Annotated in this window: 14 protein-coding genes; 8 read left to right on the forward strand and 6 right to left on the reverse strand. The window is 52.9% G+C overall.

Annotated elements, in window-relative coordinates; translation table 11 throughout:
* Window positions 1-129: 129 nt before the first annotated feature.
* Window positions 130-1,197 carry a 23S rRNA (cytidine(2498)-2'-O)-methyltransferase RlmM gene (gene rlmM, locus ACT3TR_RS14220; protein ID WP_444625716.1) on the forward strand — a complete coding sequence of 356 codons (1,068 nt, stop codon included), beginning with the start codon at window positions 130-132 and terminating at the stop codon, window positions 1,195-1,197.
* 19 nt (window positions 1,198-1,216) lie between these two features.
* Here rlmM and ACT3TR_RS14225 read toward each other — a convergent pair whose 3' ends face one another.
* Window positions 1,217-1,504: an antibiotic biosynthesis monooxygenase family protein gene (locus tag ACT3TR_RS14225; protein ID WP_444625715.1), complete on the reverse strand. Its 288-nt coding sequence runs from the start codon at window positions 1,502-1,504 to the stop codon at window positions 1,217-1,219.
* A 29-nt stretch (window positions 1,505-1,533) separates the two neighbouring features.
* Here ACT3TR_RS14225 and tusA point away from each other — a divergent pair, with 29 nt between their 5' ends.
* Complete coding sequence (tusA, locus tag ACT3TR_RS14230; RefSeq protein ID WP_441683892.1) at window positions 1,534-1,788, forward strand: sulfurtransferase TusA; 255 nt, start codon at window positions 1,534-1,536, stop codon at window positions 1,786-1,788.
* 77 nt (window positions 1,789-1,865) lie between these two features.
* On the opposite strand, the gene ACT3TR_RS14235 is transcribed toward tusA, so the two are convergent.
* The 3 genes from ACT3TR_RS14235 to ACT3TR_RS14245 form a co-directional block, all read right to left on the reverse strand.
* On the reverse strand, window positions 1,866-2,561 hold the full coding sequence (locus ACT3TR_RS14235; protein WP_441683890.1) for a hypothetical protein: 696 nt from the start codon (window positions 2,559-2,561) through the stop codon (window positions 1,866-1,868).
* A gap of 120 nt (window positions 2,562-2,681) precedes the next feature.
* On the reverse strand, window positions 2,682-3,689 hold the full coding sequence (locus ACT3TR_RS14240) for a DUF3080 family protein (RefSeq protein WP_444625714.1): 1,008 nt from the start codon (window positions 3,687-3,689) through the stop codon (window positions 2,682-2,684).
* A 2-nt stretch (window positions 3,690-3,691) separates the two neighbouring features.
* Window positions 3,692-5,110 (reverse strand): MATE family efflux transporter, encoded by a 1,419-nt coding sequence (locus tag ACT3TR_RS14245; protein ID WP_444625713.1) that lies wholly within the window; start codon window positions 5,108-5,110, stop codon window positions 3,692-3,694.
* Between the two features lie 138 nt (window positions 5,111-5,248).
* Here ACT3TR_RS14245 and ACT3TR_RS14250 point away from each other — a divergent pair, with 138 nt between their 5' ends.
* The gene (locus ACT3TR_RS14250) at window positions 5,249-5,833 is read left to right on the forward strand and encodes an elongation factor P hydroxylase (RefSeq protein WP_444625712.1); all 585 of its coding nucleotides are present in this window, start codon (window positions 5,249-5,251) and stop codon (window positions 5,831-5,833) included.
* Here the strand turns inward: ACT3TR_RS14250 and ACT3TR_RS14255 are convergent.
* Window positions 5,830-6,309, reverse strand: coding sequence for a hypothetical protein (locus tag ACT3TR_RS14255; protein ID WP_096279259.1), 480 nt, complete (start codon window positions 6,307-6,309; stop codon window positions 5,830-5,832). The two genes, ACT3TR_RS14250 and ACT3TR_RS14255, sit on opposite strands and share 4 nt — an antisense overlap.
* 4 nt (window positions 6,310-6,313) lie before the next feature.
* Window positions 6,314-7,174 carry a TatD family hydrolase gene (locus ACT3TR_RS14260; protein ID WP_096282331.1) on the reverse strand — a complete coding sequence of 287 codons (861 nt, stop codon included), beginning with the start codon at window positions 7,172-7,174 and terminating at the stop codon, window positions 6,314-6,316.
* Window positions 7,175-7,398: 224 nt separating this feature from the next.
* Here ACT3TR_RS14260 and ACT3TR_RS14265 point away from each other — a divergent pair, with 224 nt between their 5' ends.
* Genes ACT3TR_RS14265 through ACT3TR_RS14285 form a run of 5 tightly spaced genes read left to right on the forward strand, consistent with a single transcriptional unit; the run spans window position 7,399 to window position 14,305 of the window.
* Window positions 7,399-8,628 (forward strand): ABC transporter substrate-binding protein, encoded by a 1,230-nt coding sequence (locus ACT3TR_RS14265; protein ID WP_441683881.1) that lies wholly within the window; start codon window positions 7,399-7,401, stop codon window positions 8,626-8,628.
* 39 nt (window positions 8,629-8,667) lie between these two features.
* On the forward strand, window positions 8,668-10,221 hold the full coding sequence (locus ACT3TR_RS14270; protein ID WP_441683879.1) for a fatty acyl-CoA synthetase: 1,554 nt from the start codon (window positions 8,668-8,670) through the stop codon (window positions 10,219-10,221).
* On the forward strand, window positions 10,218-11,378 hold the full coding sequence (locus ACT3TR_RS14275) for an acyl-CoA dehydrogenase family protein (RefSeq protein ID WP_176483383.1): 1,161 nt from the start codon (window positions 10,218-10,220) through the stop codon (window positions 11,376-11,378). The genes ACT3TR_RS14270 and ACT3TR_RS14275 overlap by 4 nt, the downstream gene beginning before the upstream one ends.
* A 46-nt stretch (window positions 11,379-11,424) precedes the next feature.
* The gene (gene bktB, locus ACT3TR_RS14280) at window positions 11,425-12,612 is read left to right on the forward strand and encodes a beta-ketothiolase BktB (RefSeq protein WP_444625711.1); all 1,188 of its coding nucleotides are present in this window, start codon (window positions 11,425-11,427) and stop codon (window positions 12,610-12,612) included.
* 40 nt (window positions 12,613-12,652) lie between these two features.
* Window positions 12,653-14,305, forward strand: coding sequence for a fatty acid--CoA ligase (locus ACT3TR_RS14285; protein WP_096279267.1), 1,653 nt, complete (start codon window positions 12,653-12,655; stop codon window positions 14,303-14,305).
* Window positions 14,306-14,321: the final 16 nt, after the last annotated feature.

Below are 14,321 nucleotides of genomic sequence, written 5' to 3' on the forward strand. Positions count from 1 at the left end.
CGTAAACAATATAGCTGCGTGTATTGCCGACCGCCTCGCTGCCAGAAATGCTATGATGCAGCCGTTAAGGGTTATCGCTTCGACTCGAAATAATCCGCCATGTCTATATGCTAAGTTTGAGGTGAAAGGGTGAGTGAGATAGTACCCACTTCGTGGCTAGTTTACTGTCGTCCTGGGTTTGAGCATGATGCGCTGGCCGAGTTGCAACATCACGCAGAACGGCTCGATGTTCACTGTGAGGCATCTTACGGAGAAGGGTGGGTAAGCCTAACGCGTATCGATGGCGAACCGGTGAATGATTTGCACCGCCAAGCTGCCTTTAAATCACTGATTTTCGCTCGCCAGAGCCTAGCGGCACTGCCTGCGCTGAGCCTATCGCGTGATGATCGTCTTACCGCTATATTGGAGCAGGTCAAGGCCAGTGGCTGGAACTTCGAAGAAATTTGGCATGAAACGCCGGACACTAACGACGGTAAAGCACTGGCAGGGCTAATCAAGGCGCTTAAAAAGCCATTGGAAAGCTTGCTAAAGAAGCGTGGCGCGTTAAGGCGAAGTGCGGGTGCTAGGCGGCTACACATTTTTTGGACCGATGGTGATAAAGCGCAGCTGGCAATGAGCTTTCCGGGTAATCGTAGTGAGCTTGTTAACGGTATTCGTCGGCTGCGTTTTCCTTCGCGTGCGCCTAGTCGCTCAACGTTGAAGCTGGAAGAGGCATGGCACGAATTTATCCCTCGCGAGGAATGGGAAACACGCCTTGCGCCGCATATGCAGGCCGCTGATTTAGGCGCTGCACCCGGCGGGTGGACTTGGCAGCTCGTACAGCGCGGCATGTACGTGTATGCGATTGATAATGGCCCAATGGATCCTCAACTGATGGGGACAGGGCAGATTGATCATCTTAAAGAAGATGGTTTTACCTGGGAGCCACCACAGCGTTTAGACTGGTTGGTGTGTGATATTGTCGATAAGCCTGTACGCGTGCTGGCGATGGTTGAGCGCTGGCTAATTCGTAAGTGGTGTAAAGAGGCAATCTTTAACCTCAAACTGCCTATGAAAAAGCGCTGGGACGAAGTAACGCGCTGCTTAACGACTTTGGAAGACGCGCTGGAAAAAGCGGGTGTCAGTGCTAAGGTAACGTGTCGTCATCTTTACCATGATCGCGAAGAAGTCACTGTGCATGTAAGGCTCAGAAGCTAGTACCGACGGTCTTTCAAGTTTAATAGCCGGGCTCGTAAATACGGATAGTTTCATCTTCGGTTAGTAGCGGTAAAATACGTTGCATAGCCATTGTGCGCGCATCGCTTGAGTGCCACTCTTTCCAAGCACGGATGTCGCGCCACTTAGTAATCATTAAACGGCGATCGGTATGGTCACGCTCTACGAGGGTTTCGCCACCGACAAAGCCCCTTACGCCTAAAGAGACGCTCATGGCTTCCCGTGCCGCTTGTTCATACTCTTCTTCTAGGCCGGGCATAATGCGCCGTTCGATGATGATTTTAATCATACGCTTTGCTTCCTGCATCGAGGATATCAATGGCTGCTAATACGGGTAACTTACCCAGCTATGATGAGTTGTTAGACACCTCTGGACTCTATTGCCCAGAGCCGATTATGTTGATGCATAATAAAGTACGCGATATGGCGTCAGGTCAGGTTCTTAAAGTGGTGGCTACAGACCCAGCGACAACGCGTGACGTGCCTAAATTCTGTCAGTTTCTGGGCCATGAGCTACTTGGGCAAGATATCTCATCCGAGAGCAGCTACCTTTATTTTATACGCTTAGCATAGCCCCGCTTAAGGCCTTTGAAGCTTGCGAGGCACAGAGCTACTGGCCTCGCTATTAGTGCAACTGTTCAGCGTCTGTATCAATCGCTTGCCACGACCATCATGGCGAGAGCATCCAGCGTCGCCGGATCTTCTTCCAATATGCGGTTAGCAATATGTCGTTGGAAAAAATAAACGGTCTGGTGGCGATCCTGTGCGCTGTATAGGCACTTGTCGCCGAGAAGAATGGGTGTCATTAGCGCTTTTTGTTCGTCGGCTAGCAGCGCGTCAAGACTGCCGTCACTGTAAAGCCGCCAGCCGTAAACGGGTTTCATATGCCAAGGCGAGTTTGGGTGGTTCATACACAAAGCATGTGTACCAAGTGTATCTGGGATTTGCTGAATAAGACTGACGTCGCCTGAAGCCTCATAATCGAAGTATTCCGCTGCCGCCATTAGCTCATGAAACTTGTGATCGGGTGGGGAATCGAAAATTTCTTCCGTTTCAGGATCACGATAGCCAACGAAATAGCCATTTTCTTCACTGTTCAGATCTTGGCAGGCGGCTAAGGTTTCCATCCACGGTACTAGACCGATAATGTTGCCGTCCTCTCTTAACCCCCAGGCTAGAATGGGCATGCCGTAATAAGTGTCAGGGTTCGCAGCGAGCTTATACACCATCTCAATGCCATCTAGCTCAGGTGCTAAACGGACTAAGCACTTTTGCGCCTGCTGACGTTGGCGCACGGTTTCCAGGTCGATGACCTGGGCAGAGCGGGGTGACAGGGATGCGCCCATTGTGTCCCTCCTTGTGCTGCGTGGTCATGACAGTGGCGAAGCAGGCTAGCTTGCTGCATTCTTCACCTCTTATATTCACCAATAGCACAAGTTGCTTATAAGGTTAAGGGTTTGGGCAATTTAATTCGTAGTGCAAGCAGAGAAACGTGCTCTTAACGCGTTATGTTCAGTACTTACCTGTTGAAACTTTTGCCACGGAGCACCTGGGTGTTGCAGTGAAAGCCAGCGCACTTGATAACGTTGGACTGCTGCTGGCTTGTCGACCTGCTGCGCATCGATTAACCGATTGATCGCAGTAAGCCACTCATGCGCCGTGTTTGCTAAATCCTCAAGCAGCTGTGGGTTCCAGGGGGTTAAGCAGCGTGTGGGAGTATCGCTTTGCTGCGTTAATAGCGTATTTTCTTCGGCTAAGCGTTGAGTGGCGAGTAATAACGCCCGCAAAATTTCAGCCGTCAGTGGCCGCTCTTGCAGCGTTTTTAGATGGTTTTCAAGGGCTGATGAGTCTTGCTGCCAGTCGAGGTCAAACTGGTGCTCGGTCATTTCCTGTAAATAATCGATAGCCTCGAGATGGCCTGCGATAACCGCTTTATCGACATTGGCTAAAGGCTGGCTTGAGCGCGAAAAGCTTTTTATCCACTCGCTGGAATCAAAGATAGCGTTCCAGCTTACGGCGGATAGCTGTGCCGTTTTTGTTGCCGTTAACTGCTGTAGTCGTTCTTGATCTTCAGGGTTTAACTGGTCGGCAACGTCGCTATGCGAACAGACGCTTAGCCGCTGCCATAGCGTTCGTTCATATAGCCACTGCTGGCTGGGAGGCGCTACGCGGCCAAGCTGATTATTACGTGCCGCGATTAGCGAGGTGATTTGGCATTCACGCAGCGCGTAAACGTTGAGTATGCTGTCCCGCGTTTCAGGAATATCAATAAGGCGATCTTTGCGATCAGGAAACGCGCCAATATTTGCCGGAGCTGCTCTATCTATATCGGTCTTATCTATATCTGCCCGTGCAAGATCAGTTGCAAGCTGCTGATGATAGGCTCGCCACTGCTTTTCAGCGGGGCTGTCGCCACAGCCAGCCAGTAGGGCGCTTAGCGCGAGCGTGACACAAGCATGCGCCCATCGAACCATGATTACTCCCGAACGCTGATGTGCTGTAGGCGCCAGCCGAGCAGGAGTGCGGCAGTGCTTAAACCAGCAATGAGGCCGATCCAGTAACCGTGAACCCCTAACGGCGCAACCATATTACCTACACCATAAGTGCCTAACCAATGGCCGCCCCCTAGGCCGACAATCCAATAAGAGAGTACCGTAATGACCATAACGATACGCGTATCCTTGTAGCCTCTTAGAGCGCCTGCCAACGTAACCTGAAGAGAGTCGGATAGCTGAAAAATAGCGGCCAATGCAATGATCGATAGCGCGAGGGCCTGTATCTCGTTATTCGACGTATAGAGTGAGATAACGGGTACCGCCGTGAACCAGAGTAGCGTGCTGTTAATAATCGCGATGATCACACTAATGATAACCCCGTTCCAGGCGACTTTTCTGGCAAGCGCCCAGCGCTGCTGCCCCAGCGTGTTACCAACGCGCACGGTTAACGCCATGCTCAGCGACATAGGCAGCATAAACAGAATAGTAGTGAAACTCAGCGCTATTTGATGGGCGCCCACGGTAACTTCACCAAAGCTTGCAATGAATAGCGCAATAAATGTGAATAGCGTTACCTCAACAAAAATAGCCACGCCAATGGGGACGCCCACGACGATGAGTTCGCGAATGCCTGCCCACTGTGGGAGCGTTAGCCCTTGCCAGATAGCCACACTTTTATACGTACGCCCGTGGCGCGTGTAATAAGCCATCGCTAACGCCATCGTCCACATTGAGAACGCCGTCGCTACACCACAGCCAAAGGCGCCTAGCGCGGGTATTTGCTGCAAGATGTCAGGTGTCCAGGAGCCAAATAGCTCAACTAACCCATCGCCACCGTAAATCAGGACATAGTTGGCGGGAATGTTGACGCTCAAGCCTACCAGGCTAATCCACAGTGCCGGGCGAGAATGGTTCATACCATCTGAGAATGCCCTCAGCGCTTGAAAGAGCGCAATTCCAGGCATGCCAAATGCCACGGCAGAGAGATAGGCTGCAGATTCGCGGGCGACGGCGGGTGGCACATCCATTAATTCAAATATGGGCATCACGACTGACCAAAGCAGCAACGCCGCGACGATGCCTAGCAGTAGGGCGACCCAAAGACCCTGGTGTACTGCTGGGCGAATGGCCGTTTGACGCTGGCCACCGAGTAAATGAGCCACAATCGGCGTCAACCCCATCAAGGTGCCGGTCATAAATAGCATTAGCGGCATCCATAGACTGGAGCCAACCGAGACCGCCGCGAGTGACGTAGCATTATGTCGTCCAGTCATCATGACATCGACAACGCTCATCCCCGCCTGAGCCAACTGAGCACCACAAATGGGCAGTGCCAAAAAGATCAAGGCGCGCGTTTCCGGCCAGTACACTGATTTAACGTGTCGAGTGAAATCGCCCAATGGTTGGCTCCTGGTTGGCGAGTTAAGCTATAAAAAGGCGATAGATTAGCAGGGATCACTAAGCCTTGCCGCCTAGTATTTAGCTGGTGTTCATTCGGCGGGTATAATGCAGCAAATTAAACGACAAATGAGGTCAATGTGAGTTACGCCGAGGAGCGCTGGACCCTTGAAGATATTACCGCGCTATTTGATGGTGTTTTTGGCCAGCGCTATCAAACACGCCTGATTCGAGGAGACGATGAGCCTCTTTATCGCCCCGCGAATAATGAAACACCTTATCACCAGGTGATTTTTTCGCGCGGCTATTTTGCCAGTGCGCTGCATGAAATCAGCCATTGGTGTATTGCTGGCTCGCAGCGGCGCCTGCAAGAAGATTACGGCTACTGGTACTGTCCTGATGGACGTAATGCCGAGCAGCAGGCATTGTTCGAGCGGGCTGAAATTGCGCCACAGGCGCTCGAATCAATATTTACTCATGCCTGCGGCCGCCCGTTTAATATCAGTGTCGATAATCTCGGTGGCGATGTTGAGGTCGATAGAAGTGCATTTACGGCGCGCGTTGTATCTCGCGCGCAAGGCTACTTGAAAGAAGGGCTGCCTGTACGCGCTAACGCTTTCCTGGTGGCCATTAACTGCTTTTACTCTCACCAGAAAGCGCTAGCGGACGCCATCGCCGAAGGGCAGGCTGTGTTAGATCAATTAGACGTGACGGCCAGCGCTTAATCGTCGTCTGTTAGGCGCTGATGCATCGACAGCATGACCTCGAGCTCATGTTCTGGCCGCATCGGTTCCAGACCCAGTTCGCTAAAGGTTTCCCGGCGCTGGCGATGCCATTCGCTAGGAGTGATCGATGGGTAGAGTACCGAGGCGGGGGCAAGCTCAACAAAAGGGTCTAGCCCATAGGTGTCGAATAGACGCGCAAGCGCCGCTTCGTCTTCTCCGTTGTCACTGGTATATAGCGTGGCGGAAAAGTGATCGGTCTCTAGCTCGCGAATCACCTCAAGCGGGCTTACGCCGAGGCTTTCCAGTTCTTCCATGCTGTAGGCGCCCAAGGCATTCGTGTCTTCTTTAATCCAGCTGTCATCCGGCTGAATCAACGTTTGCTTTACACGACCATCGGGTAGTGACCAAGCAATGGCTAGCGGTAGGCCATCGTCTTCACCTGTTTCAATGGCTATAAATCCTGGATAATCAGACACGCTATTACTCCTCTAGGGGCGTCGTAGGAAGGCGGAAAAATCGCTGTGCGGTTTGGGTCGTGGCTGCGCCTAATGCTGCATCGCTGATGCCGTACCACTGGGCAATCTCGCGCGCTATCCACGGCAGCAGTGCGGGCTCATGCCGACGGCCTTTTAATTTCGCCGGCAGATTGCGGGGCAGCAAGTAGGGGCAGTCCGTTTCCACCATCAACCGTGTCAGCGGTATATCGCTAACCAACGAGCGCAGGTGATGTCCGCGTCGCTCATCGCAGATCCAGCCGGTTAAACCTATATGTAAGTCTAGGTCGAGATAGCCAAAAAGCGTATCGCGATCGGCCGTAAAGCAGTGCACCACCGCTTGGCTGATGTCGTCTCGCCATGCATGCAATATTTCGCGCATCCGTTGACCCGCATCCCGCTCATGTAAAAAGAGCGGTAAACCGCTTTCAACGGCGAGTGCCAACTGAGCCTCAAAGGCACGCTCCTGCTGCTGAGGCGTCGAAAAATTACGATTGAAATCCAGCCCGCACTCACCCACTGCGACCACTTCTGGCATGGCATGTAACGCCGCCATCGAGCGCGACAGGTCGTCATTCCAGTGACTGGCATCATGGGGATGTACGCCTGCCGTCGCGTATAACCCAGAATATTGTTTGGCGAGTGCAACGGCCTGTTCAGCATGGGCGAGATCAGTGCCGGTCACGATCATAGTCGTTACCTGCGCCGCCTGGGCACGCTCGATCACTGCCTCAAGATCGCGACCAAAGCTTTCATGAGTCAGGTTTGCACCAATATCTATTAAAGGAGCGCTAGGGCGAAACTGTAGTGCTTCGGGTAAAAACGCATCAGTGTCAGCAGTAGCCAAACGTTGCTCCTTAGCCAGATAGAAAACCTCCATTGTAACGGTATGCGCGTACATCGACTAATGCTCTGTTGATAGTGGTCAGTGCGCACGAATGGCACGAATTGCAAAAAACTTGGCTTGTTAGGTAAACAGCAACGGGGTATTTGCGGCTAGGATGAAGTGAGGGTATTACCGGCGATTCTGCGGCCATTGATTTAATAACAACAATAGAGAGTCTAATAACCATGCCAATATCTCACCGCTTTGCTGTCTCCACGCTCGCCATTGGTATTCTACTGGCTAGCAGTGCCTCCCTGGCTGTTGCTGCTGAAGGTGTTTCTGATAATGAAATACGGATCGGCTATTTAGCTGATATGTCAGGCGTTTACCGCGACCCTATTGGCCCGCTAGGCGAAGATGCCATCATGATGGCGATTGAAGATATCGGCGGAAGCGTTAACGGCGCCAATATCGTGGTATTTAGTGCCGATGATCGCAATAGCCCAGACGTTGGCTCAAGCGTAGTGCGTGAATGGATCGACGAACGTAATGTCGATATGGTCACCGGGCTGGTGGCATCATCTGTCACGCTCGCTGCGGTAGGTTTATTAGAAGAAGCCGACAAGCTTGGGCTGGTCAATGGTGCCGTGTCGTCAGCTATTACTAACGAACACTGCTCGCCTAATCATATTCATTGGGTATACGACACATGGGCGATGTCCAATGGCACTGCAAAAGCCATTACCGACGAGGGCCATAAAAACTGGTACCTGCTGAGTGCCGATTACTCGTTTGGCCATGCGCTAGAGGCTGATGTCACAAGAGTCGTCACAGAAAATGGCGGCACCATTGTGGGCAGCGCTCGGCACCCGTTCCCCAATAGTGATTTCTCTTCTTTTATGCTCCAGGCTCAGGCCTCGGGTGCGGATGTTATTGCGTTAAACAACGCTGGCGGTGACACGATTAACGCCGTGCAGACAGCGGGGGAGTTCGGCATTACCCAGGCAGGCCAGATTTTAGCCGGAATGGTGCTGTTTAGTACCGATGTGCGCAGTATTGGGCTAGAGAATGCACAGGGCTTACAGTTTACCAAAGCGTGGTATTACGATTTAAACGACGAGACACGCGCCTGGGCTGAACGCTTTCGCGAACGCACGGGCAGTATGCCAACGATGGTTCATGCAGGGCTTTACTCCAGCACTCGCCATTATCTTGAGGCCATTGCAGCAACGGGCACGGACGATACACAAACCGTGCGTCAGCAAATGGCTGATACGCCCATCAACGACATCTTTGCTACCAATGGCTACATCCGTGAGGATGGCCGCATGGTGCATGACATGTATCTAGTCGAAGTTAAGACGCCTGAAGAGTCGCAGGATGAGGATGATCTTTTCCATATCATTCGTACCATTCCTGCAGAAGAAGCCTTCCGGCCGCTTTCAGAAAGTGTTTGCCCACTGGTCACGAGCTAAAGCGTTGCCCATTAACGGCCACCCACTTGAGGATTTAGCATGTCTGAACCGTCTATTATTCAGCAAAATAGTATTGGGGCCGCTTTAAGTCGCAGCGCTCGAAAGTATCCGCATCAGTTGGCACTGGTATTTGGTGAACGTGAGTGGCGCTATCTTGAGCTCAGTCAAGCCGCCAATCGGGTGGCTAATGGCTTGCTGGCAGCAGGCCTCGTACCAGGTGATAGATTGGCCGTTTATGGCAAAAACTCTGACGCATATGTGATTGCTTGGTTGGCAGCTACCAAGGCAGGTTTAGTGCATGTGCCTATTAACTTTGCGCTAAGCAGCGAGGAGTTGCGCTACATTCTTGAACAGTCGGGTGCCATGGGCTTGCTGAGTGATATAAGTCTTGCTAGCAAAGTGAATGCCGCGACAGAGGGGTTGAATTTGGCCCTGATGGGAACGCTACACGCTGAGCAGGAGAGTACTGCCGGCAGTTTTGATGTGCTAAGGCATGCGAGATCAGCAGCACTTAGCCAAGAGCCAGACGCTGCAGTCGATGGCGCCAGTCTCGCTCAACTACTTTATACCTCGGGCACCACCGCGGCGCCCAAAGCCGCCATGATGACGCATCAAGCATTAATGGCCGAATACATGGCCTGCATGGTCGAGCTGGATATTAAGAGCAATGACGCCATGCTCGCCGCGTTGCCGCTTTACCATTCAGCGCAAATGCACGTTTTTCTAATGCCCGCGCTGTTATTGGGCGCTACCGTCTATTTGCTTGAAGCGCCGCTTCCTGAGCTATGTTTAAGCGCCATGTCTAACCACAAGGTCGCATCTTTTTTTGCCCCGCCAACGGTCTGGATCAGCTTGCTACGCCATGCTGAATTTGACCGCTTTGACTTAAGTGCCCTCAACAAAGCGTATTACGGTGCCTCGATTATGCCGGTGCCGGTACTGGAGGAGCTGCAGCAGCGCATACCGGGCGTAGGGCTATACAACTGCTATGGGCAGAGCGAAATTGCCCCGTTAGCCACCGTTCTGCGTCCTGAAGAGCATGCCGCGAGGCCTGCTTCCGCCGGGCGGCCCATATTGACGGTGGAGACGCGCATCGTCGACCTAGACATGAATGACGTACCTTCCGGCGAGCATGGAGAGATTGTCCATCGCTCACCGCAGCTTATGAAGGGATACTGGGATAAAGCGGCGATGACCGAAGAAGCATTTCAAGGCGGCTGGTTCCACTCGGGGGACGTGGGTTACTTCGACGAAGCGGGGTACTTATACGTTGTCGATCGCATTAAAGATGTGATTAATACTGGGGGCATACTGGTCGCTAGCCGTGAGGTAGAGGAAGGGCTGTTTAAGCACCCGGCGGTCTCTGAAGTGGCGGTGATCGGTCAGCCCGACGAGAAGTGGATCGAAGCCATCACTGCAGTGGTGGTGTTGAAAGAGGGCCAGTTGGTCAGCGAGGAAGCGCTGATTCATCACGCCAAAACGTTAATGGCGCCTTATAAGGTGCCTAAGCACATTGTCTTTACCGATGCGTTACCCAAGAGCACCGCTGGAAAAATCCTCAAGCGCCATCTACGTCAAGAGCTTAAGCCATGAGCGTGGACCAGGAAGCAAGCGCGCTGTTCTACAGCATGATTAAGCGCTGTCTCACGAAAGAAGTGGCACCGTTTTACGATCAGTGGGAGGCCTCAGGCGAAATCCCCCGTTCGTTGTGGCATGCGTTAGGCGCTGCAGGCTTGTTGGGTATTGATCTAGATGAACAAAACGGTGGGTCAGAGGCCGATATTGCGATTACCCAGCTCGTGCTGGAAGAGCTTTCTCGCCAAGGATTTGGTGGCTTAGCCAGCGCTTATAATATTCACGCCAATATCGTCATGCCTTATGTGCAAACGCTAGGGACGGCCTCACAGCGCGAGCAGTGGCTGCCAGCCATGGCCCGCGGCGAAATTCTCGGTGCCATTGCCATGACCGAGCCCCATGCCGGTAGCGATCTGGCATCAATGAACACTCGCGCGAAGCGCACTAATGAAGGCTGGGAGTTAAGCGGCAGCAAAATTTTTATCACCAACGGCCAGTTTGCCGACGTGGTGATTGTGTGTGCCAAGACGGATCCTAGCGCTGGCGCAAAAGGCGTTTCTCTGTTTTTAGTCGATACTCATTTGTCGGGCTTTGCACGGGGCAAACCGATCAAAAAAATCGGCCAGCACGCCAGCGACACCGCCGAGCTTAGCTTTGATCATATTCAGTTGCCTCATGATGCTTTGCTGGGCGAAGAGGGCGCCGGTTTTCGCTACTTAATGCAGGAGCTGCCGCGCGAACGTCTCGGCGTTGGCGCTCAGGCCTTGGGCGCAGTAGAAGGCGCTTTAGCGCTTACCTTAGCGTATGTGGAGCAGCGCCAAGCATTCGGGCAACGCGTGGCTGATTTTCAAAATACTCGTTTTGTCCTGGCTGATATAAAGGCCCAGCTAGACGTCGCACGCGCCTACTTCGAGCACTGCCTCGAAAAATACCGCCAAAGGACGATGAGCAGCACCGATGCCGCGATTTTAAAACTGCAGCTAAGTGAGCTGCAGTGCCGAGCGGTGGACCGTTGCCTGCAGCTGTTTGGCGGCTACGGTTATACGGAGGAATATCCTATATCACGCTTTTATCGAGACGCACGAGTGCAGACTATTTATGCCGGTAGCTCAGAGATCATGAAAGAGGTCATTGCACGCTCGCTGCTTGGTAAAGTGGATTCATCGAGTCGCTAATAAAGCGTTGCTAAGAATCAGTTAGTTAAGACATGAGGAAATATCTATGCGGTTGGATGATGTCGTGATCTTAGCGGGTGCGCGCACCGCTATTGGCAGTTTTGGCGGGTCGCTCTCAAGCATGGCGCCGTTTGAATTGGGGACGATAACCGCGAAAGAGGCATTACGGGGCTCTGGTGTTGAGGCTGGTGATATTGACCATTCTGTTTTCGGCCACATTATTACCACAGGCCCTCAAGATGCCTATTTGGCGCGGCATATTGCGCTGAACGCTGGCGTGCCCAAGGAAGCCGGTGCCTTCAACGTTAACCGACTGTGTGGATCGGGTGTTCAGGCCGTGGTGTCTGCCGCACAGCAGATCGTTTTAGGCGATAGTCGTTTGGCGTTAGCGGGAGGTGCTGAATCCATGTCTCGCGGGGCCTATTTGTTACCGCCTCTGGCGCGCAACGGTGTGCGTATGGGCGATATGGGCATCCAGGACTTAACCTTGGGCATACTTAGCGATCCTTTTGGTAGCGGCCATATGGGATGCACCGCAGAAAACATCGCTAAAAAGTATGGATTTACCCGTGAACAGTTGGATCAATTTGCTCTTGAAAGCCACCAAAAGGCGGCTTGGGCAATAGCGGAAGGTCGCTTTGATGCTCAAATTGTACCGATAGAAATAAGCCAAGGTAAGCAGACGGTGCGTTTCTGTCAGGATGAACACGTGCGCGAAGGTCTCCAGCTAGGCGATTTAACGCGGCTGAAGTCGGCCTTTCAAAAGGACGGTGTGGTGACCGCAGGCAACGCGTCAGGCATTAATGACGGCGCGGCAACGCTTGTCCTTGCTCACAGAGATGAAGCGAAACGGCGCGGACTGGTGCCCCGGGCACGCCTGCGGGTAGCTACGATGGCGGGTGTTGAGCCATCGCTTATGGGCTTAGGGCCGATTCCCGCGGTTAAGCGCTGCCTGCAGCAGGCAAGTCTTAGTATTCATGATATTGATGTGATTGAATCAAACGAGGCCTTTGCTGCTCAAGCAATGGCGGTAGCGCAGACGCTAGGCTTTCCACTGGAAAAGCTCAACCCTAACGGTGGGGCGGTTGCGCTAGGCCATCCAGTGGGCGCGACGGGGGCTATTTTGATTCTCAAAGCGCTGCATGAATTAGAGCGTATTAACGGTCGCTACGGCTTGATCACGCTGTGTATTGGCGGCGGTCAAGGTATTGCGCTGCTTATTGAGCGCTGCTAAAGAAGCTTGCCGCAACAAGAACAAGCGAAAAGGAATTTTAATGTCCACGATCACACCAAAAATGTTACCGGCAACGGCGTCGGCCACCAATCCATCTCTAATGATTGGCGACTTGCTGGACGCGGGTGTTCGCATGGCCGGCGATAATCAAATCGTATATCGAGACCAAAGCCGCCACGATTACGGGCGTTTTCGCGAGCGAGTCCATCAACTGGCCCACGTGCTGACTGCCCAGGGTGTTAAAGCGGGTGATGTGGTGGCCGTGTTAGATTGGGATAGCCATCGTTATCTGGAGTGTTTTTTTGCGATTCCAATGATTGGCGCAGTGCTGCATACGGTCAATGTACGCTTGGCGCCGGAGCAAGTTCTTTACACCATGGAGCACGCCGAAGACGCTTTTGTTATCCTGCATGAAGAGTTCATATCGCTGATTGAGCCGCTGGCCGATAAACTTCCCTTAGTACGTGGCTACCTGCTGTGCCAAGACGCGTCACAGGCTCTTAATACCACTCTTCCTGTTGTTGGTGAGTTCGAATCGCTGTTAAGTGAGCAGCCCACTGACTATGCATTCCCTCGCTTTGATGAAAACGCCGTGGCGACCTTGTTTTACACGACGGGCACCACGGGCAACCCTAAAGGGGTTTTCTTTACCCATCGCCAATTGGTATTACATACCTTAAGCGAGGCGAGTGCGTTCCAAGCGCCAGGTTTTGAGCTGTTGAATCGAGACAAGGTATATATGCCTATTACACCCATGTTTCACGTGCATGCCTGGGGCGTGCCTTATACGGCTACGCTGATGGGGGCTACCCAGGTCTACCCGGGGCGATATGAGCCAGAAATGCTGGTGAAACTGCTGGTCAGCGAAAAGGTCGATTTTTCACACTGTGTACCGACGCTATTAAACATGGTGGTTAGCGCTGAGGCGGTTGCCTCAAAACAGATTGATCTCACTGGTTGGAAGGTGCTGGTGGGTGGCAGTGCGCTAACGCAATCGTTGGCAAGCAAGGCCTGGGAACTTGGGATTGATACGCGCAGCGCCTATGGCATGTCGGAAACCTGTCCACTGCTGACCGCCGGAATTTTGCCCCAGGATATCGCCACCGCCGATTTTGCGACCCAACTGCCCTGGCGCTGTAAAGCGGGGCTGCCCATTCCTTTGGTTAGGCTGCAGGTTGTTGATTCCAACGATGAGCCACTACAGCAGGATGGTAAAAGCATCGGCGAAGTGCGCGTCCAGGCGCCTTGGTTGACTCAAGCCTATTTTAAAGAAGAGGCGCGCAGCACCGAGCTATGGCGCGATGGTTGGCTTCACACCGGGGATGTAGGCTCTCTCGATGAACGTGGCTTTCTAACCATTAGCGATCGTATCAAGGATGTTATTAAAACGGGGGGCGAGTGGCTCTCATCGTTAGAGCTTGAAAGTTATATCAGCCAGTGTCCGGGGATTGCCGAAGTGGCCGTGATCGGCGTCGCCGATGACAAGTGGGGAGAGCGTCCGGCTGCATTGGCTGTAGCCGTCGACGCTAACAACCCGCCGACGGTGGCAGATGTACAGGCATTTCTAGAGCAGTTTGTCACCCAGGGAAAACTCAGACGCTGGGCCATTCCGAGCATGATCCGTTTCGTCGATGAAATCCCCAAGACCAGCGTGGGTAAGCTGGATAAAAAACGTATTCGTAGCGAAGTCTAGAGTGTCTAAAGTACCT

Source organism: Halomonas sp. AOP12-B1-6 (assembly GCF_052379225.1).
Taxonomy (GTDB): domain Bacteria; phylum Pseudomonadota; class Gammaproteobacteria; order Pseudomonadales; family Halomonadaceae; genus Vreelandella; species Vreelandella casei.

Excerpts from the sequence above, each read along its gene's own strand:
- ACT3TR_RS14225 (WP_444625715.1), bottom strand. The coding sequence starts at position 1,504 with ATGATTAAAATCATCATCGAACGGCGCATTATGCCCGGCCTAGAAGAA.
- tusA (WP_441683892.1), top strand. The coding sequence starts at position 1,534 with ATGGCTGCTAATACGGGTAACTTACCCAGCTATGATGAGTTGTTAGAC.
- ACT3TR_RS14235 (WP_441683890.1), bottom strand. The coding sequence starts at position 2,561 with ATGGGCGCATCCCTGTCACCCCGCTCTGCCCAGGTCATCGACCTGGAA.
- ACT3TR_RS14240 (WP_444625714.1), bottom strand. The coding sequence starts at position 3,689 with ATGGTTCGATGGGCGCATGCTTGTGTCACGCTCGCGCTAAGCGCCCTA.
- ACT3TR_RS14265 (WP_441683881.1), top strand. The coding sequence starts at position 7,399 with ATGCCAATATCTCACCGCTTTGCTGTCTCCACGCTCGCCATTGGTATT.
- ACT3TR_RS14270 (WP_441683879.1), top strand. The coding sequence starts at position 8,668 with ATGTCTGAACCGTCTATTATTCAGCAAAATAGTATTGGGGCCGCTTTA.
- ACT3TR_RS14275 (WP_176483383.1), top strand. The coding sequence starts at position 10,218 with ATGAGCGTGGACCAGGAAGCAAGCGCGCTGTTCTACAGCATGATTAAG.
- bktB (WP_444625711.1), top strand. The coding sequence starts at position 11,425 with ATGCGGTTGGATGATGTCGTGATCTTAGCGGGTGCGCGCACCGCTATT.
- ACT3TR_RS14285 (WP_096279267.1), top strand. The coding sequence starts at position 12,653 with ATGTCCACGATCACACCAAAAATGTTACCGGCAACGGCGTCGGCCACC.